Source organism: Pseudomonas sp. MF09156, assembly GCF_059862305.1.
Genome location: NZ_JCBCUR010000001.1, coordinates 215783 through 236004, shown reverse-complemented (window position 1 = coordinate 236004; position 20222 = coordinate 215783). Strand labels below are relative to the sequence as shown.

The window sequence follows — 20222 nt, the reverse complement described above, 5'->3', positions numbered from 1 at the left end:
GCCGCGAGCCCATGCACATTCAACGCAAAACCACCTTGATTGTGCTCGCCGTCGTGGCCCTGGCGGTCGTGGCCTGGGTCTCGACCCGGCCGGCCAAGACTAAGCTGTCTGCCTCGACTGCGATCCCGGTGCGGGTGGTCAGCGTCACGCAGCAGGACATCCCGCGATTTGTCAGCGGCATCGGCTCGGTGCTGTCGCTGCACAGTGTGGTAATTCGCCCGCAGGTCGACGGCATCCTCACCAAACTGCTGGTAAAGGAAGGGCAATTGGTAAAAACCGGTGACCTGCTGGCAAGCATCGATGACCGGGCGATCCGCGCCAGCCTCGACCAGGCCAAGGCCCAACTGAGCGAAAGCCAGGCGCAGCTGCAGGTGGCGCAGGTCAATCTCAAGCGCTACAAGGAGTTGAGCATCGACGACGGCGTGTCGAAGCAGACTTACGACCAGCAGCAAGCCCTGGTCAACCAGCTCAAGGCCACCGCCCAGGGCAACCAGGCGGCGATTGATGCAGCTCAGGTCCAGCTTTCCTACACGCAGATTCGCTCCCCCGTCAGCGGTCGGGTGGGGATTCGCAATGTGGATGAAGGCAACTTCCTGCGTACCAGCGATGCCCAAGGCCTGTTCTCGGTGACGCAGATCGACCCGATCGCCGTGGAGTTTTCCCTGCCGCAACAGATGCTGCCGACCCTGCAAGGCCTGATCGCCGCGCAGCACCCGGCCAGTGTCGATGCCTTCCTCGGCGCCGACACCGATAGCCCGGCGGCGGTGCTGCTCGGTGAAGGCCGCCTGAGCCTGATCGATAACCAGATCAGCGCCACCACCGGCACCATCCGCGCCAAGGCCGAGTTCAGCAATGCCACGCAAACGCTGTGGCCGGGGCAACTGGTCACGGTGAAGATTCAGACCGCCCTCGACAAGGCCGCCCTGGTGGTGCCGCCGACCGTGGTCCAGCGCGGCATGGACTCGCATTTCGTGTACCGCCTCAATGGCGACAAGGTGGACGTGGTACCGGTGCACGTGGCCTATCAGAACAGCGCATTGACGATTGTCACCGGCGTGCAGGCCGGTGATGTGCTGGTCAGCGACGGCCAGTCACGCCTCAAGGCCGGCGCCCAGGTGGAGGTGCTCAAGGAGCCGCCGCAAGTGATCCAGACCGCCCAAGCGCAGGCCCAGCCATGAAGGGCCGTGGCTCGGTATCGGCGTGGTGCGTCGACCATCCGGTCGCGACCCTGCTGCTGACCTTTGCCCTGGTGCTGCTGGGCTTGATCGCCTTTCCGCGCCTGCCCGTCGCGCCCTTGCCGGAGGCGGAGTTCCCGACAATCCAGGTCACCGCCCAACTGCCCGGCGCCAGTCCCGATACCATGGCGTCCTCGGTGGCAACGCCCCTGGAAGTGCAATTCAGCGCCATCCCCGGCATGACCCAGATGACCTCAAGCAGCGCCCTGGGCTCCAGCCTCCTGACCCTGCAATTTACTCTCGACAAGAGCATCGATACCGCCGCCCAGGAAGTACAGGCGGCGATCAACACCGCAGCCGGCAAGTTGCCCAGCGACATGCCCAACCTGCCGACGTGGCGCAAGGTCAACCCGGCGGACAGCCCGGTGCTGATCCTCAGTATCAGCTCCAACAATATGCCCGGCACCGAACTGAGCGACTACGTGGAAACCCTGCTGGCCCGGCAGATCAGCCAGATCGACGGGGTCGGCCAGATCAGCATCACCGGCCAGCAACGCCCGGCGATTCGCGTGCAGGCCTCGCCGGACAAACTCGCCGCCATCGGCCTGACCCTGGCCGACATCCGCCTGGTCCTCCAGCAATCGAGCCTGAACCTGGCCAAGGGCGCGCTGTATGGGCGCGACAGCGTGTCGACGCTGTCGACCAACGACCAACTGTTCCACCCCGAGGAATACGGCGACCTGATTGTTTCCTACAAGGACGGCGCGCCGGTGCAGTTGCGCGACGTGGCACGGGTGATCAACGGTTCGGAAAACGCCTACGTGCAGGCCTGGTCCGGTGATACGCCGGGGGTCAACCTGGTAATTTTCCGTCAGCCGGGGGCCAATATCGTCGACACCGTGGACCGCATCCAGGCCGAGCTGCCGCGCTTGCAGGCGATGCTGCCGGCGTCGGTGGACGTCAGCTCGTTGTCGGATCGCACCAAGACCATTCGTGCCTCGCTGCATGAAGTGGAAATCACCCTGTTGATCGCGGTGTTGCTGGTGGTGGCGGTGATGGCGCTGTTCCTGCGCCAGTGGTCGGCGACCCTGATTGTATCCAGCGTGCTCGGGGTCTCGCTGGTCGCCAGTTTTGCCTTGATGTACGTGCTGGGTTTCAGCTTGAACAACCTGACCCTGGTGGCCATCGTGATTGCCGTGGGGTTTGTGGTGGACGACGCGATTGTGGTGGTGGAGAACATCCACCGTCACCTTGAGGCCGGCCTGGACAAGCGTGAAGCAGCGATCAAGGGCGCCGGCGAGATCGGTTTTACCGTGGTGTCCATCAGCTTCTCGCTGGTGGCGGCGTTTATCCCGTTGCTGTTCATGGGCGGCGTGGTCGGGCGCCTGTTCAAGGAATTTGCCTTGACCGCGACCTCGACCATCCTGATTTCGGTGGTGGTGTCCCTGACCCTGGCGCCGATGCTGGCCGGGCAGTTTATGCGCGCCCCGACCCACCACCCCCATGACAAGCCAGGGTTTGGCGAACGCCTGCTGGCCGGGTACGCGAGGAACCTGCGACGGGCGCTGGCCCATCCACGCACGATGCTCGGGATCTTCGTCGTGACCCTGGGCCTGGCCGTGGCCGGCTACGTGTTTATCCCCAAGGGGTTTTTCCCGGTACAAGACACCGGTTTCATTCTTGGCACCAGCGAGGCGGCGGCCGATGTGTCCTACCCGGATATGGTGGCCAAGCACCAGGCCCTGGCCGAGATCATCAAGGCTGACCCGGCGGTGGAAAACTTTTCTCACTCGGTGGGCGTGACTGGCAGCAACCAGACCATCGCCAACGGCCGCTTCTGGATTGCCTTGAAAGATCGCGGTGATCGCGACGTGTCCGCCAGCCAGTTTATCGACCGGATCCGCGCCAAACTGGCCCAGGTCCCGGGGATCGTGCTGTACCTGCGCGCCGGCCAGGACATCAACCTCAGCTCCGGACCCAGCCGCAGCCAGTACCAGTACGTGCTCAAGAGCAACGATGGTGCGACCCTGAACACCTGGACCCAGCGCCTCACCGAAAAACTGCGCGCCAACCCGGCCTTTCGCGACCTGTCCAACGACCTGCAACTGGGCGGCAGCATCACCCACATCAGCATCGACCGCCAAGCCGCCGCGCGTTTCGGCCTGACCGCCACCGATGTCGACCAGGCGCTGTACGATGCGTTCGGCCAACGCCAGGTCAATGAGTTCCAGACCGAGACCAACCAGTACCAGGTGGTGCTGGAACTGGACAGCCAGCAACGGGGCAAGGCCGAGAGCCTGAACTACTTCTACCTGCGCTCGCCCCTGAGCGGCGAGATGGTGCCGCTGTCGGCGCTGGCCAAGGTCGATCCGCCGACGGTCGGGCCGTTGTCCATCAGCCATGACGGCATGTTCCCGGCGGCCAACCTGTCGTTCAACCTGGCGCCGGGCGTGGCCCTGGGTGACGCGGTGATCATGCTCGACCAGGCGAAGAACGAGATCGGCATGCCGAGCACCATCATCGGCAATTTCCAGGGCGCGGCCCAGGCGTTCCAGAGTTCATTGGCCAGCCAGCCGTGGCTGATCCTCGCGGCGCTGGTGGCGGTCTATATCATCCTCGGCGTGCTGTATGAGAGTTTCGTGCACCCGCTGACCATCATCTCGACCCTGCCCTCTGCCGGCCTGGGTGCGTTGATCATGCTGTGGCTGCTGGGCCAGGACTTTTCCATCATGGCCTTGATCGGGCTGGTGCTGTTGATCGGCATCGTCAAGAAAAACGGCATCCTGATGATCGACTTTGCCCTGGAGGCCCAGCGCGTTCGCGGGCTGGCGCCTGGCGATGCGATTTACGAGGCCTGTATCACGCGCTTTCGGCCGATCATCATGACCACCCTCGCCGCCCTGCTGGGCGCGGTGCCGCTGATGCTCGGCGCAGGTCCCGGCGCGGAATTGCGCCAGCCGTTGGGCATCGCGGTGGTCGGCGGGTTGCTGGTGAGCCAGGCGCTGACCCTGTTCACCACGCCGGTCATATACTTGTACCTTGAGAAACTTTTCCATAGACCCACACCGGCCCCTGGGCTGGCGACCACACATTGAGGCGGGGTCATGCGCGTCCTGATTATTGAAGACGAAGAAAAAACCGCCGACTACCTGCATCGCGGGCTGACGGAACAAGGCTACACCGTGGACGTGGCCCGCGACGGCATCGAGGGCCTGCACCTGGCCCTGGAGAGCGACTACGCAGTGATCGTGCTCGATGTGATGCTGCCCGGCCTCGACGGTTTTGGCGTGCTGCGCGCACTGCGGGCACGCAAGCAGACCCCGGTGATCATGCTCACCGCCCGCGAGCGTGTGGAAGACCGCATTCGTGGCCTGCGCGAAGGGGCCGACGATTACCTGGGCAAGCCGTTTTCCTTCCTCGAACTGGTGGCACGCCTGCAAGCCCTGACCCGCCGCAGCGGCGGGCATGAACCGGTGCAGGTGACCATCGCCGACCTGTGGATCGACCTGATCAGCCGCAAGGCCAGCCGCGCCGGCCTGCGCCTGGACCTGACCGCCAAGGAGTTCTCGCTGCTCAGCGTCCTGGCCCGGCGCCAGGGCGAGATCCTGTCCAAGACGGCGATTGCAGAAATGGTCTGGGACATCAATTTCGACAGCGATGCCAATGTGGTCGAAGTGGCGATCAAGCGCCTGCGGGCCAAGCTCGATGGGCCCTTCGAACACAAGCTGCTGCACACTATTCGTGGCATGGGCTATGTGCTGGAGAACCGCAGTGTCGAGTAACTCGATTGCCCTGCGCCTGAGCGGCATGTTCACCCTGGTGGCGCTGGTGATTTTCCTGCTGATCGGCGGCGCGCTGTACCAGCAGGTGGACCGTGGCCTGGGCTTGTTGCCGGGGGCCGAGCTGGATGCGCGCTACAGTGTGCTGGAGTCGTCGATCACGCGTTTCGGCACGCCGGATCACTGGGTGAAGATGACCAGCAAACTCAAGCTGCTGGGGGAAGAGGACACACGAATTCGTTTCTGGGTGGTGAGCAGTGACCCGACCTACGAATACGGCAACCCGGACGCACGCATCCGCGAATTCGCCGCCGGCCCCACGGGCAAGCGTGATTTGTACCTGCCGGGGCATGCGTATCCGTTCAAGGTGCTGGTCAGCCAGTTCCCGGCCAAAGACCAGCGCCCGCCGCTGCGCTTTATGATCGCCATCGACACCGCCAACTTCCGCGCCACCCAGCACCATCTGCTGATGGCGTTGATCAGCCTGGCGTTTGTCGGCGTAGTGCTGGCTTCGCTGCTGGGCTTTTGGGTCGCGCGCATCGGTCTCAAGCCTTTGATCAAACTCTCGGACGAAGCGCAAAAACTGGCACCGCCAAAACTGTCCGGGCGCTTGCAGTTGTCACCGTTGCCGCCGGAGCTCAAGCAGTTCGTCAACTCCTTCAACTCGACCCTGGAGCGCGTGGAAACCGCGTACTCGCGCCTGGAATCCTTTAATGCCGACGTAGCCCACGAACTGCGCTCGCCGCTGACCAACCTGATCGGCCAGACCCAGGTTGCGCTGACCCGCGGCCGCTCGGCCGAGCATTACTTCGAGGTCCTGCAATCGAACCTGGAAGAGTTGGAGCGCCTGCGCTCGATCATCAATGACATGCTGTTCCTGGCCAGTGCCGACCAGGGCAGCAAGGCCACCAAGCTGATCGAAAGCTCCCTGGCCGATGAGGTGGCGACCACCCTCGACTACCTGGATTTCATCCTCGAAGACGCCCAGGTGCAGGTCACGGTGGACGGCGATGCCTTGGTCCGGATCGAAAAAGCCCATTTGCGCCGGGCCCTGATCAACCTGCTGAACAATGCCGTGCAGCACACCTCGCCGGGGCAGGTGATCGAGGTGCGGATTGAAGCGCAGGAGCAACAGGTGCTGATTGGCGTGACCAATCCAGGTGAGCTGATTGCCAGCGAGCATCTGCCCCGCTTGTTCGAGCGCTTCTACCGCGTCGACGCCTCGCGCAGCAACAGCGGGGCCAATCATGGGTTGGGGCTGGCGATCGTCAAGGCGATTGCGTTGATGCATGGCGGGGATGTGTTTGTGCGCAGTGAGCACGGGGGCAATACGTTTGGCATCAGCCTGCCCGTATAAACACCTCGGCCTACTGTAGGAGCCGGCTTGCCGGCGATGGCGGCCAGTCAGTCGACTTATTCATCACTGATCCACTGCTATCGCCGGCAAGCCGGCTCCTACAGTTGATCTTCGCTGTCTTTACTGTTGCGGTTTGGGCAACAGTCATTATCTTGTTACACTCTGTACCGTACCGCTCGCCTGCGCCAATATGTCGCATCGACGAGCGAGACGGCAAAGACAGCCGACCCGCCCTGCCATTTCCCTCGACTTATTTCCAGGGCTCTACACTGGGAATCTGTCTTAAAGCCGCTGACTTCAGCGGCTTTTTTTTGCCGTAAAAAAGGCCAGGAACACCCCACGACATTGGCCGTTCAGACTTACCCAAAGGAGCTCCCCCGGTGAAACCCGCGCTGACATTCACCCCGTTATTCCTCGCGATTGCAGCAACTATCTCCCCGCTCGCCCTTGCAGCAGATGCCCCTCCCGCCGACGGATTCGTCGAAGGCTCAAGCCTCACCATCAACACCCGCAACTACTACATGAATCGCGACCGCCGCGACATTCACATCAACGACAGCAAAGAGTGGGGCCAAGGCTTCCTCGGCATCTTCGAATCCGGCTACACCCAGGGCAGCGTGGGTTTGGGCCTGGATGTGCATGGCATGCTCGGCCTGAAGCTGGACGGCGGTGGCGGTACCGACGGCTCCAGCATCCTGCCGTACGGCAGCGGCAGCGGCAAAGCGCCGGGCTCGTTTTCTACCGGTGGCGGCACCCTGAAAATCCGCGCCTTGGATACCGAGCTGAAGGCCGGCGACCTGTTCCTCAACAACCCGGTGATTGCTGGCGGCATGACGCGCATGCTGCCCGAGACCTTTCGTGGCGTCAGCCTGACCAACCACAGCCTTGACGGCTGGATGTTCGAAGGCGGCCAGGCCAGTTTTGCCAAGCTCTACAACCAGAGTGGCCATGGGCGCATCGGCACCAGCTATGGCGCACTGCCCAAGGGCCAGGACAGCCAGCACATGAACTGGGCCGGCGTGGCGTGGAGCGGTCTGCCAGGGCTGACCAGCAACCTGTACGCCTCCGAACTCAAGGACGTGTGGAACCAGTACTACTACGACCTGGACTACACCTACGCGCTCAATGACCTGGTCAGCCTCAACCCGGGCCTGCACTTCTACCACACCCAAGACACCGGCAATGCCCTGCTGGGGGATATCGACAACAACACCTACAGCCTGCATTTCACCGTGGGCGTGGGCAATCACAGCGTCACGGCCGCGTACCAGCGGGTCAATGGCAACACGCCGTTCGACTACATCGCCCAGGGCGACAGCGTGTACCTGGACAACTCGCAGCAATACTCAGACTTCAACGGCCCCAACGAGCGCTCGTGGAAACTCAAGTACGCCTATGACTTCGCTGGTCTTGGCGTACCCGGCCTGACCTCGGCGGTGTCCTACATCAGCGGCAAGACCGACCTCACCAAAGTCGACCCCAACAGCCGCGGCTACTCGGCCTGGTACAGCGCCGATGGCAAGAACGCCAAGCACTGGGAGCGCGATATCGACCTCAAGTACGTGGTGCAGGGCGGCAAGGCCAAGGACCTGGCGGTGCGCCTGCAATGGGCTACCAACCGAGGCAGCAATGGCTACTCGGCGGTGGACCGCGATGTGGATGAGTATCGGGTGATCATCGACTACCCGATCAATGTGTTCTGACGGCCAATTATCTTTTTCGCCAATGACTTAATTTAATGCGCGCGGAACTAAACTGCCATCATCGTCACCGCCGAAGTCAGTCCGATGAGTCAACGCCGCGCCCTTAACCTGCCTGCACGCCCGGAGCTTTTGCTGATTCTGGGCAGTGGTCTCACAGTTACCCTGATCCTGATCATCGTTGCCGTGCTGCTGATCCGCGAACATGCCAGCACACTGCAGACCGCCCAGCGCTCCACCAGCAATATCACCCAGTTGATCAATGCCGATGTGCTGCGCAACGTCGAGCTCTATGACCTGGCGTTGCAAGGCCTGATTGCGGCAGCCGGCAAGGACATGTCAGGGCTGCCGGGCGATGTGCGGCACCAACTGCAATTCGACCAGTCCACTGCGGCGCCGTACAAAGGCGAAGTCTTGCTGCTGGACGCCCAGGGCGCGGTGCTTGCCGACTCATCCACACTGGCACCCACGCGGCGCAACTTCGCCAACCGCGACTATTTCCAGGTCCATCAACAGAACCCCGACGCCGAGCTGTTTATCAGCCGCCCGTTCAAGATCCGCTGTGATTGCGAGCAGATCTGGCGCATCGCCTTCAGCCGCCGCGTGACCGGGCCCGACGGCGAGTTTGCCGGGGTGGCCGTGGCGACCATGCGCCTGGCATATTTCGACCAATTGTTCAGCAGCCTGACCATCGGCAGCGGTAACACCATCAATCTGCTGAACAACCAGGGCATCCTGCTGGCCCAGCAACCCCTGCTCGAGAGGGACATGATCGACAAGGATCTGAGCTCACGCCCCAACTTCAAGCGCATGCTGCAAGAAGGCAGCGGCAGCTTCCGGGCCATCTCTGCGATCAGTGGCACCCCACGGCTCTACACCTTTACCAATGTGGGCCGGTTGCCATTGATCGTGGTAGTGGCCTTGGCCAGCGACGATGTATTCGCCGCCTGGCAACGCGCCGCGTGGCTGACGGCGGGGGCCACCGGGGTGTTGTGTGTGGGCCTGCTGTGGCTGAGCTGGATGTTGCGCCTGGAACTGCGGCGTCGCTACCGTGCCGAGAAAGTACTGTCAGAACTGGCAGCCACCGACGGCCTGACCAGCCTGGCCAACCGCCGCATCCTCGACCAGCGCCTGGCCCTGGAATGGGAGCGCGCGCGCCGCTCGACCGAGCCCTTGGCCCTGTTGATGATCGACGTCGACCACTTCAAGGCCTTCAACGACCGCCACGGCCACCAGGGCGGCGACGAAGCGTTGCGCAGCGTGGCACAGGTGATCGGCAGCCACATCCGCCGCCCGGCCGACCTCGCGGCGCGCTATGGCGGTGAAGAGTTTGCGGTGATCCTGCCGCATACCGACGCCAGCGGTGCCCGGGCGATTGCTGAGCGTATCCGCCAGGGGATCCAGCACTTGCCGCCGGTTGCGGGTGATAGTGAGCCAGTTACGGTGAGTATCGGCTTGAGCACCTGGGACAAACGCAGCAGCGCGTCATTGGAGCAGTTGCTGCTCAGTGCTGACCGGGCGTTGTATGAGGCGAAAAATAGTGGGCGCAACCGCGTGGTCGATGCGGCCACACTGCTGGCGCCTTGAATGTAGGAGCCGGCTGGCCGGCGATGGCGGCCGGATGGTCGGTGCAAGGTTCAGGGGCCTCATCGCCGGCAAGCCGGCTCCTACAGCGGGATGTTTGCCAATAAAAAAAGGCCACCCGAAGGCAGCCTTTAAAAACTAAAGAAAGAGAGTTGTTACTTACACCGCCGCAACGGGACGCATGTAAGAGATCGGTGCGGTGCTGGCATCTTCGAAGGTCACGACTTCCCAAGCGTCTTTCTGCTCAATCAACTTGCGCAGGAGCTGGTTGTTCAGTGCATGGCCCGACTTGAAGCCTTTGAACTCGCCTATCAGGCTATTGCCCAGCAGGTAGAGGTCACCAATTGCATCGAGGATCTTGTGCTTCACGAATTCGTCTTCATAGCGAAGGCCGTCTTCGTTCAGTACACCATCCGCGTCGACCACGATGGCGTTTTCCACGCTGCCGCCGAGTGCGAGGTTGTGCTTGCGCAGGTACTCGATGTCACTCATGAAACCAAAGGTACGGGCGCGGCTGACTTCTTTTACAAACGAAGTGCTGGAAAAATCCACGCTTGCACTTTGGGTGCGGTCACGGAATACCGGGTGATCGAAATCGATCTCAAAGCTCACTTTAAAGCCTTCGAACGGGACGAAGGTGGCGCGCTTGTCGCCGTCTTCTACTGTCACTTCCCGCAGAATGCGAATGAACTTCTTGGCTGCGTCCTGTTCTTCCAGGCCGGCAGATTGAATCAGGAATACGAAAGGTCCAGCGCTACCATCCATGATCGGGACTTCAGACGCGGAGAGCTCGACGTAGGCGTTATCGATGCCCAGGCCAGCCATGGCCGAGAGCAAGTGCTCCACCGTGTCCACTTTGACGTCACCGTTGACCAATGTGGTCGACATGGTGGTTTCGCCAACGTTTTCCGCGCGAGCAGGAATCTGCACCACAGGGTCCAGGTCGGCACGAACAAACACGATGCCGGTGTCGACAGGTGCGGGCTTGAGAGTCAGATATACCTTCTCCCCGGAGTGCAGACCTACACCTGTGGCACGGATAATATTCTTCAGGGTGCGTTGTTTAATCATGGCTTGGACCGCTTCAGCGCAAATTGCGAACTGGTATCAACAAAGGCTGGCGATAATAGCAGACCAGACCTTTGCTGAACACCAATCACCTTCATAGCCCTGATACATTCCATTAATCGGCCTGACGACGCAGGAAAGCCGGGATGTCCAGGTAGTCCAGATCATCTTGCGGATTCGGGCTACGGGACGCCGCAGCACCGGCCTGGGCCTGGTTGCGCATCACGGTCGGACGATCCAGATCACGGTAGTTCACCGACGGCAGTTCCTGGCGAGCAGGTGCTGGAGCGGCGGCCGAGGCCTGGCTGGTGTGCACGGTATTGTCGATAACCTTCACAGGTTTCTCGATTTTTGCGCCCAGACCTGTGGCAACCACGGTCACATGCAGTTCGTCGCGCATGTCCGGATCGATAACGGTACCGACCTTGACCATCGCGTGCTCGGAAGCGAAGGCTTCGATGATGCTACCCACGTCGGAGTACTCACCCAGGGACAGGTCGGGACCGGCGGTGATGTTCACCAGGATGCCGCGTGCACCTTGCAGGTTCACGTCTTCCAGCAGCGGATTGCGGATGGCCGCTTCGGTCGCTTCACGTGCACGGTTAGGACCGCTGGCGCAGCCAGTGCCCATCATCGCCATGCCCATTTCGCTCATGACCGTACGTACGTCGGCAAAGTCGACGTTGATCATGCCCGGACGCTTGATGATGTCGGAGATACCGCGAACGGCACCGGCCAGTACGTCGTCAGCCTTGGCGAAAGCCGACAGCAGGCTTGCGTCTTTACCGAGGATGGTCAGCAGTTTTTCGTTGGGGATGGTGATCAACGAGTCAACGCTTTCAGACAGCAGACGGATACCTTCGTCGGCGATCTGCATGCGCTTGCGGCCTTCGAACGGGAACGGACGGGTCACGACTGCGACGGTCAGGATCCCCATTTCCTTGGCCACTTCGGCAATGATTGGCGCCGCACCGGTACCGGTACCGCCGCCCATGCCGGTGGTGATGAACACCATGTTGGTGCCTTGCAGCACTTCGGCAATACGCTCGCGGTCTTCCAGGGCGGCTTGACGGCCGACTTCCGGATTGGCGCCAGCGCCCAGGCCCTTGGTCACGGCTGTGCCCAATTGCAGGATGGTCCGCGCGCCGATGCTTTTGAGCGCCTGGGCATCAGTGTTGGCGCAGATGAATTCAACGCCTTCAATGTTGCTCTTGACCATATGGTTGACAGCGTTGCCGCCGCCACCGCCGACACCGATTACTTTAATAACCGGGCTTGCGGGGATGTTGTCTACGAGTTCGAACATTTTCCCTCTCCTTCATTTCTCTAGTTTTTTCGCCTACTACTTGAAACGGTGTTGCGGTAAATCTTTAGAAATTGCCTTTCACCCAAGCCTGCAGGCGCTCCAGCAACGGCGCTTTGGGCTCGTCACTGCTATAGCTTTCGCGGCTGCCAATGCCCGACAGGGAAATGCCGTCGGTCTGCTTTTGCAGGCCATACAACAGCAAGCCCACACCGGTGGAATAAATCGGGTTGCGCACCACGTCGCCCAGGCCCTTGACGCCATGGGGCACGCCCAGGCGGACCGGCATGTGGAAGATTTCCTCGGCCAGTTCGACCGCGCCTTCCATCTTCGAGGTGCCACCGGTCAGCACGATGCCGGCCGGGATCAAATCTTCGTAGCCACTGCGGCGCAGTTCAGCCTGGATCAGGGTGAACAGTTCGTCGTAGCGCGGCTCGACCACTTCGGCCAGGGCCTGGCGCGACAGTTCGCGCGGTGGGCGGTCGCCCACGCTCGGCACCTTGATGGTTTCACCGGCACCGGCCAGCTTGGCCAGGGCGCAGGCGTAGCGGATCTTGATTTCTTCGGCGTACTGGGTCGGTGTGCGCAGCGCCATGGCGATGTCGTTGGTCACCTGGTCGCCGGCAATCGGGATCACCGCGGTGTGACGGATCGCACCTTCGGTGAAGATCGCGATATCGGTGGTGCCGCCGCCGATGTCCACCAGGCACACGCCCAGCTCTTTTTCGTCGTCGGTCAGGACCGAGTAGGCCGAAGCCAGTTGCTCGAGAATGATGTCGTCGATTTCCAGGCCGCAGCGGCGCACGCATTTTTCAATGTTCTGTGCCGCATTCACCGCGCAAGTCACGACGTGGACCTTGGCTTCCAGGCGTACGCCCGACATGCCCAGGGGCTCACGCACGCCTTCCTGGTTATCGATCACGTAGTCCTGCGGCAGGGTGTGCAGCACACGCTGGTCAGCCGGGATCGCCACAGCCTGGGCGGCGTCGAGGACGCGCTCAAGGTCGGCCGAGCTGACTTCACGGTCGCGAATCGCCACGATGCCGTGGGAGTTCAGGCTGCGGATGTGATTGCCCGCCACACCGACGAACGCCGAGTGAATCCGGCAGCCGGCCATCAGTTGCGCCTCTTCGATGGCGCGCTGGATCGATTGCACGGTGGATTCAATGTTGACCACCACGCCCTTCTTCAGGCCCCGGGACGGATGCGTGCCGATTCCGACGATTTCCAGCGTGCCGTCGTCCGCGACCTCGCCTACCAGCGCCACCACCTTGGAGGTGCCGATATCGAGACCGACGATCATTTTGCCGCTTTGCACGTTTGCCATGGGTCCTGCCTCTTCTTAATTCTTCGCGACAGCGGGCTGCGCTGTCGTGGGCGCAGCCGGTTCGCGCCAGCTAACGGCAAGGCCGTTGGCGTAACGCAGGTCGATGCTCGCAATGTTCGTAATCTGTTCTTTCAAGGTTTTGTCGTAGATGGCGATAAAGCGGCGCATCTTCTCCACCAAGTGGTCGCGTCCCAGCAACAACTCGATGCCCGGGCCGGAACTGCCTGCCCCGGTGGTCAAAAACCAGCTGCCCCGTTCGCGCAATTCCAGGCGCGCAATGGAGAAGCCCAGTGGCCGCAGCATCTGGCTCAACGCCTGGTACTGCTGCATCACTTGCTGCTGTGCCCGTTGTGGTCCGAACAACTGCGGCAAATGCTCGTAGTTGGCCAGCTCACGCGGGTTGAACGCCTGGCCCTGGTTGTTCAACAGCGCTTCGTCGCCCCAACGGGCCACGGGCAGTTGTTCTTCCAGGCGGATCGTCACTTGATCCGGCCACACGCGCCGTACTTCGGCGTGGGCAATCCACGGCATCTGTTCCAGTTCGGCACGCATGCCGGCCAGGTCGATGGTGAAGAAGCTCGCCGCAACAAAAGGCGCGATCCGCTGCTGCACCGCTTGCTGGCTGATGTAGCTCAAGTCGCCCTGCACGCTGATCTTGGTGATCGGGCGGTCGGCATACGGCAACAGGCGCTGTGCACCTTCATAGGTGCCAAAGCCCAACGCCACCAACAGCACCGGCCAGAACAGGGCCTTGAGAAAACCAAAGTTGGCTTTCGGCAGGCGCGCCGACATCGGCTCTTTAGCCACCATTCGACTGGCACCACGCGGCACCGGCTTGCGGCCGGGAGCGGGTTGCTGATGACGAAGCGATGCGCCTTGCATGGTCTTAACCTCGTGCCTCTTCATTACTGGCCACATAACTGGCCGCCAGGATCGCCAGCACCAATTGCTGGAAGTCCAAGCCGGCCGCGCGTGCAGCCATGGGCACCAGGCTGTGGTCGGTCATACCCGGCGCGGTGTTGACTTCCAGGAACCAGAAGTTCCCCTGGTCATCCTGCATCACGTCTGCCCGCGCCCAACCCGCGATACCCAACGCCTCACAGGCTTTCGCCGTGAGGTCCATCAATTCCTGCTCTTTGGTTGCATCGAGCCCGCACGGGATCCGGTACTGGGTATCGGAGGCCAGGTACTTGGCGTCGTAGTCGTAAAAGGTGTGGGGCGTGCCCAATGCGATGGGCGGCAATACCTGGCCACGCAGGGTGGCGATGGTGTACTCGGGACCCTGGATCCACTGTTCCACCAACACTTGCGAATCGTAGGTACTTGCCGCTTTCCATGCGTCGATCAATTCGGCGGCCGAGTTCACTTTAGCCATGCCGATACTGGAGCCTTCATGGGCTGGTTTGACGATCAAAGGCAGGCCCAGTTCCTTGGCTGCAGAAATACAATCGTCTTCACTGCACAGAACGCTGTGACGCGGCGTCGGAATGCCCAGGCTGTGCCACACCTGCTTGGTGCGCAACTTGTCCATGGCCAGGGCCGAAGCGAGGATGCCACTGCCTGTGTAGGGAATGCCGGCGCACTCCAGCAGGCCCTGCATGCTGCCGTCTTCACCGCCTCGGCCGTGCAGGATGATGAAGGCGCGGTCGATCTTCTCGGCCTGCAGGCGGGCGAGGAAGTCATCGCCCACGTCGATACCAAAGGCGTTCACACCGGCGCTTTGCAGCGCCTGGAGCACGGCATTGCCGGACTTGAGCGAGACTTCACGCTCAGCACTCTTGCCGCCGAACAACACGGCCACGCGACCGAAGTCGGCAGGTGCGATGGTGGAGAACAGGGAGGCGTAATTCGTAGTCATTTCGACTTCCCCTGTACAGAGGCGGCGGCAAACAGCGGGCTCGCCAGCAATTTAGGGGCAAGGCCGCCGATATCACCGGCACCCTGGCACAGCAGGATGTCGCCGGCGCGCAGCAGCGGCTTGACGATCGGCGCCAGGTCCACGCCTCGCTCGATATAGATCGGGTCCAGTTGCCCACGCTGGCGGATGCTGTTGCACAGCTTGCGGCTATCGGCACCGGGGATCGGTTCTTCACCGGCCGGGTAGACTTCCATCAGCAGCAATACGTTGGCATCGGCCAATACATTTACGAAGTCGTCGTACAGATCGCGGGTACGGCTGTAGCGGTGCGGCTGGTAGACCATCACCAGGCGACGCTCTGGCCAGCCACCACGCACAGCCTTGATCACGGCCGCGACTTCGGTCGGGTGATGACCGTAGTCGTCCACCAGCATCACGTCGCCGCCGTCTACCGGCAACTGGCCGTAGACCTGGAAGCGTCGGCCCACGCCGGCAAAGCCCGACAGGCCTTCGACAATGGCTTCATCGCTGACGCCTTCGTCGGTGGCGATGCAGATGGTCGCCAGGGAATTGAGCACATTGTGGTTGCCCGGCATGTTCACCGACACATCCAAGGGCTCGCGATCCGGACGCAGCACGGTGAAGAACGTCTGCATGCCTTGCTGGCGAACATTGATCGCGCGCACGTCAGCGTCTTCGCTGAAGCCATAGGTCACGGTCGGGCGCTTGACCAGCGGCAGGATTTCGCGCACCACCGGATCGTCCAGGCACACCACGGCCAGACCGTAGAACGGCAGGTTATGCAGGAACTCGACGAAGGTTTTCTTCAGCTTGTTGAAGTCGCCGTCGTAGGTCGCCATATGGTCGGCGTCGATGTTGGTGACCACGGCCACCAGCGGCTGCAGATGCAGGAAGCTGGCATCGCTTTCATCGGCTTCGGCAATCAGATAACGGCTGGTACCCAGTTGTGCATTGGTACCTGCTGCATTCAGCCGGCCACCGATCACGAAGGTCGGGTCCAGGCCGCCGGCGGCGAACACCGAGGCGATCAGGCTGGTGGTGGTGGTCTTGCCGTGGGTACCGGCGACGGCGATGCCGTGGCGATAGCGCATCAGTTCGGCCAGCATCTCGGCGCGGGGCACCACGGGAATGCGCCGCTCAAGGGCGGTGGCCACTTCCGGGTTGGAAGTGTTCACGGCGCTGGAGACCACCAATACATCAGCCTGCGCGGCGTTCTCGGCACGGTGGCCGATAAAGATCTGCGCGCCGAAGGATTCCAGGCGCTCGGTGACCGGCGAAGTCTTGAGGTCGGAGCCGGAGACCTGGTAACCCAGGTTCAGCAACACCTCGGCAATCCCGCACATGCCCACGCCGCCGATACCGACGAAGTGGATGCGACGGATGCGGCGCATTTCCGGTTGCGGCATGGCTTTTTGATTCTCAACCATGGGCCACCTCCAGGCAGATATCGACCACGCTGCGGGTGGCGTCGGGTTTGGCCAGGCGGCTTGCGGTGCTCGCCATGCTGTTCAGTCGTTCGGGTTGCATCAAAACCTCAGTCAGGCGTGCGGCCAGATCGGCGGCGCCAGTCGTTCTTTGCGGCAGCAGGAAGGCAGCGCCCTCCCCGGCCAAATATTCGGCGTTGCGGGTCTGGTGATCGTCGATCGCATGGGGCAAGGGCACCAGCAAGGACGGCAGACCGGCGGCGGCCAGTTCACTGACGGTCAACGCACCTGCGCGACAGACCACCAGGTCGGCCCAGCCATAGGCATGGGCCATGTCTTTGATGAAGGGCTCTACGGTCGCCTCGACACCGGCCTCGCGATAGCGGGCGGCGGTCACTTCATCGTGGTTCTTGCCTGCCTGATGGAAGATCTCGGGACGCAGCTCCACAGGCAACTGCGCCAATGCCTGCGGCAGCAGTTTGTTCAGCGGCTCGGCGCCCAGGCTTCCACCGAGGATCAGCAGATGCGCCTTGCGCCCGGCCAGGGCCTGGCGGGCAATGTCCATGAACAGTTCGGTACGCACCGGGTTGCCGGTGGTGCGGCGCTTGTCCATGGCCGCAAACGTATTCGGGAACGCCTCGCAGACCCGTGCCGCCAACGGCGCCAACAGCCTGTTGGCGGTACCGGCCACAGCGTTTTGCTCGTGAACGATCACCGGCACACCGGCCAAGCGCGCGGCCACACCGCCGGGACCGGTGACATAGCCACCAAAGCCCAGCACGCAGACCGGCTTCAATTCGCGAATGACCTTGCGCGCCTGCCACACAGCCTTGAGCAACACGAACGGCGCCTTGAGCAGGGACAATTTGCTCTTGCCGCGCAGGCCGCTGACGTTGATCAGATGCAGGCGCAAACCGGCCGCCGGGACCAGTTCATTTTCAATGCCACGGGGCGTCCCCAGCCAATGCACGGTGTAGCCACGGGCCTGGAACTCACGGGCACAGGCCAGCGCCGGGAACACGTGGCCGCCGGTGCCGCCGGCCATGATCAGCACGTTAGCGCCCATGGGTCGGCTCCTCGGCAAAATCGCTCTCGCTGAATTCCATCTCTTCGCTGCCCAAATGGGTTCGACTCTCCCACTCGATACGCAGTAACAAGCCGAGACAGGCACAGCAGATCACCAACGAGCTGCCACCGTAGCTGAGGAACGGCAAGGTCAGGCCCTTGGTCGGCAGCAAGCCAACGTTCACGCCAATGTTGATCAAGAACTGGCCGATCCACAGGAAGGCCAGGCCGTACGCCACATAGGCGGCAAAGAATTGTTTGGCTTTCTCGGCCCACAGGCCGATGTACATGGCCCGCACACAGACGAACACGAACAGCCCGACGGTGACCAGGGAGCCAACCACGCCCAGCTCTTCGGCCAGTACCGAGAACACGAAGTCGGTATGGGCTTCCGGCAGGTAGAACTGCTTCTGCACACTGTTGCCCAGGCCCACGCCCAGCCACTCGCCGCGACCGAAGGCAATCAGCGCCTGGGTCAACTGGTAGCCGGAACCGAACTGGTCGGACCAGGGGTCGGTAAAGGTGATCAGACGCGCCATCCGATAGGGTTGCGCCTGCACCAGGATCGTTACGGCCGCCACGGCGAGCCCGACCATCAGGGCAAAGCGGAACAAGCCCACCCCACCGAGGAACAGCATCGCGGCGGCGGCGCCCATCATCACCACGGTGGCGCCGAAGTCCGGTTCCATCAGCAACAGGCCAGCCATGGGCAGCAGCACGATGAAGGGCTTGAAGAAGCCCATCCAGCTTTCCCGCACTTCTTTCTGGCGACGCACCAGGTAACCCGCCAGGTAAATCACCACAAAGACCTTGGCTATTTCCGACGGCTGCACGTTGAACGCGCCGAAGCCGATCCAGCGCATCGAGCCATTCACCTCGCGACCGATGCCGGGGACGATCACCATCACCAGCAGGCCGAAGGCGCCAATCAGCATCAGCCAACCCAGGCGCTGCCAGGTGGCGATGGGAATCATCATGGTGACGATGCACGCACCGAGGCCGATCACCAGGTAAATCAGGTGGCGGATCATGTGGTACAGGGTGTTGCCCGACTGTACGGCGGCCACTTCCGAGGACGCCGAGGTGATCATCACCAGGCCCAGGCCCAGCAGCGCCAGGCAACCGGCGAGCATTGGGAAGTCGAGGTCGATCCCGCGCCCAGTGATGATCGGCGATGGGTACGGCTTGATAATGTTCTTCAGGTCCAGACTCATGCCAAGCCCTCCACGGCGCGGGCGAACAACTGGCCGCGCTCTTCGTAGTTCTTGAACATGTCGAAACTGGCGCACGCCGGCGACAGCAGCACGGCATCGCCGGGCTGGGCCAGGGCGCGGCACTGAGCGATGGCATCGTCCAGGGAAGTGGCGCGCACTTGCGGCACCGCGTCACCCAGGGCGGCGGCGATCAAGTCGCTGTCACGACCCATCAGCACCACGGCACGGCAATGAGCAGCCACCGGGCCCTTGAGGTCCTTGAAGTCGGCACCCTTGCCATCGCCACCGGCGATTAGCAGCAGTTTGCCGTCGATATCGGCCCCCAGGCCTTCGATGGCGGCCAGCGCGGCGCCGACATTGGTGGCCTTGGAATCGTTGTAGTAGCTCACGCCATCCAGGTCGCGCACCCACTGGCAGCGGTGTTCGAGGCCGGCGAAGGTGCGCAGGCTCGACAGCATCGCGTCGAACGGCAAGCCGACCGCATGCCCCAACGCCAACGCCGCGAGGGCATTGGACTGGTTGTGGGCGCCACGGATCTTCAGTTCACGCACCGGCATCAGGTTCTGGAATTCAAAGGCCAGGTATTTCTCGCCATTCTCTTCACGGATACCAAAGGCCTTGAAATCGGGTTTGCTCAGGCCGAAGGTCCAGCATGGCAGGCCCTCGCCCATCAACGGACGGCTCAGGGCATCCTGGCGGTTGACCACTACCTGGCGCGCACCACGGAAGATCCGGTGCTTGGCCAGGTGATAAGCCGGCAGGCCACTGTAGCGGTCCATATGGTCTTCGCTGACGTTCAACACGGTGGCCACTTCGGCGCCGAGTTGATCGGTGGTCTCCAGTTGGAAGCTCGACAACTCCATGACGTACAGCTCGATATCGTCGCTGAGCAAATCCAGCGCCGGCGTACCCAGGTTACCGCCCACGGCCACGCGCTTGCCGGCCGCAGCCGCCATTTCGCCAACCAGGGTGGTGACGGTGCTCTTGGCGTTGGAACCGCTGATCGCCACGATGGGCGCCTTGGCGTTACGCGCAAACAGCTCGATATCGCCGGACAGCTTCACGCCACGCGCCGCTGCCGATTGCAGGGCCGGGGTCGCCAGGGCCAGGCCGGGGCTCACGTAGAGCTCGTCGGCACGGCACAGAAACTCGACATCCAACTCGCCACAACGCACTTCCACGTGCGGGTAGTCACGGCGCAGCGTGACCAGCTCCGGTGGATTTTCCCGCGTATCGGCCACGGCAAACGACGTGCCCCGGTTCGCCAGGAAGCGAACCAGGGACATGCCGCTCTTGCCGAGGCCGACAACGATGCGGAAGTGGTCTGAAGCGATCAGGGACACTCGT

Annotated in this window: 15 protein-coding genes; 6 read left to right on the top strand and 9 right to left on the bottom strand. The window is 62.3% G+C overall.

The genetic code is table 11. The features are described 5' to 3' along the window. Window positions 1–11: 11 nt before the first annotated feature. The 6 genes from AC19YY_RS01115 (at window position 12) to AC19YY_RS01090 (ending at window position 9598) form a co-directional block, all read left to right on the top strand. On the top strand, window positions 12–1178 hold the full coding sequence (locus AC19YY_RS01115; protein WP_432754607.1) for an efflux RND transporter periplasmic adaptor subunit: 1167 nt from the start codon (window positions 12–14) through the stop codon (window positions 1176–1178). Beyond that, a complete protein-coding gene (locus tag AC19YY_RS01110; protein WP_500603771.1) occupies window positions 1175–4270 on the top strand; it encodes a multidrug efflux RND transporter permease subunit in 3096 nt (1031 codons plus the stop codon). Before AC19YY_RS01115 ends, AC19YY_RS01110 begins: the two co-directional genes overlap by 4 nt. Window positions 4271–4279: 9 nt before the next feature. Continuing rightward, the gene (locus AC19YY_RS01105; RefSeq protein ID WP_169956339.1) at window positions 4280–4957 is read left to right on the top strand and encodes a heavy metal response regulator transcription factor; all 678 of its coding nucleotides are present in this window, start codon (window positions 4280–4282) and stop codon (window positions 4955–4957) included. Beyond that, entirely contained in the window at window positions 4947–6311 is a 1365-nt protein-coding gene (locus AC19YY_RS01100) for a heavy metal sensor histidine kinase (protein ID WP_500603770.1), read from the top strand. The genes AC19YY_RS01105 and AC19YY_RS01100 overlap by 11 nt, the downstream gene beginning before the upstream one ends. Window positions 6312–6691: 380 nt before the next feature. Further along, window positions 6692–8014, top strand: a complete 1323-nt coding sequence (locus tag AC19YY_RS01095) for an OprD family porin (protein ID WP_500603769.1) — start codon at window positions 6692–6694, stop codon at window positions 8012–8014. An 84-nt stretch (window positions 8015–8098) separates the two neighbouring features. Beyond that, a complete protein-coding gene (locus AC19YY_RS01090) occupies window positions 8099–9598 on the top strand; it encodes a sensor domain-containing diguanylate cyclase (RefSeq protein WP_500603768.1) in 1500 nt (499 codons plus the stop codon). A gap of 156 nt (window positions 9599–9754) precedes the next feature. On the opposite strand, the gene lpxC is transcribed toward AC19YY_RS01090, so the two are convergent. The 9 genes from lpxC to murD form a co-directional block, all read right to left on the bottom strand. Next, window positions 9755–10666 carry a UDP-3-O-acyl-N-acetylglucosamine deacetylase gene (gene lpxC / locus AC19YY_RS01085; RefSeq protein WP_029297841.1) on the bottom strand — a complete coding sequence of 304 codons (912 nt, stop codon included), beginning with the start codon at window positions 10664–10666 and terminating at the stop codon, window positions 9755–9757. 112 nt (window positions 10667–10778) lie between these two features. After that, complete coding sequence (gene ftsZ / locus AC19YY_RS01080; protein WP_057444456.1) at window positions 10779–11969, bottom strand: cell division protein FtsZ; 1191 nt, start codon at window positions 11967–11969, stop codon at window positions 10779–10781. A 64-nt stretch (window positions 11970–12033) separates the two neighbouring features. Next, entirely contained in the window at window positions 12034–13293 is a 1260-nt protein-coding gene (gene ftsA, locus AC19YY_RS01075; protein WP_029297837.1) for a cell division protein FtsA, read from the bottom strand. Between the two features lie 15 nt (window positions 13294–13308). Next, on the bottom strand, window positions 13309–14175 hold the full coding sequence (locus AC19YY_RS01070; protein ID WP_169956346.1) for a cell division protein FtsQ/DivIB: 867 nt from the start codon (window positions 14173–14175) through the stop codon (window positions 13309–13311). A 4-nt stretch (window positions 14176–14179) separates the two neighbouring features. Continuing rightward, window positions 14180–15151, bottom strand: a complete 972-nt coding sequence (locus AC19YY_RS01065; protein WP_170041758.1) for a D-alanine--D-alanine ligase — start codon at window positions 15149–15151, stop codon at window positions 14180–14182. Beyond that, the gene (gene murC, locus AC19YY_RS01060; RefSeq protein WP_500603767.1) at window positions 15148–16599 is read right to left on the bottom strand and encodes a UDP-N-acetylmuramate--L-alanine ligase; all 1452 of its coding nucleotides are present in this window, start codon (window positions 16597–16599) and stop codon (window positions 15148–15150) included. The genes AC19YY_RS01065 and murC overlap by 4 nt, the downstream gene beginning before the upstream one ends. Further along, window positions 16592–17662 carry an undecaprenyldiphospho-muramoylpentapeptide beta-N-acetylglucosaminyltransferase gene (murG, locus tag AC19YY_RS01055; protein WP_169956351.1) on the bottom strand — a complete coding sequence of 357 codons (1071 nt, stop codon included), beginning with the start codon at window positions 17660–17662 and terminating at the stop codon, window positions 16592–16594. Before murG ends, murC begins: the two co-directional genes overlap by 8 nt. Further along, a complete protein-coding gene (gene ftsW, locus AC19YY_RS01050; protein ID WP_154842205.1) occupies window positions 17652–18875 on the bottom strand; it encodes a putative lipid II flippase FtsW in 1224 nt (407 codons plus the stop codon). Before ftsW ends, murG begins: the two co-directional genes overlap by 11 nt. Continuing rightward, a complete protein-coding gene (gene murD / locus AC19YY_RS01045) occupies window positions 18872–20218 on the bottom strand; it encodes a UDP-N-acetylmuramoyl-L-alanine--D-glutamate ligase (protein ID WP_500603766.1) in 1347 nt (448 codons plus the stop codon). Before murD ends, ftsW begins: the two co-directional genes overlap by 4 nt. Between the last annotated feature and the right edge of the window lie 4 nt (window positions 20219–20222).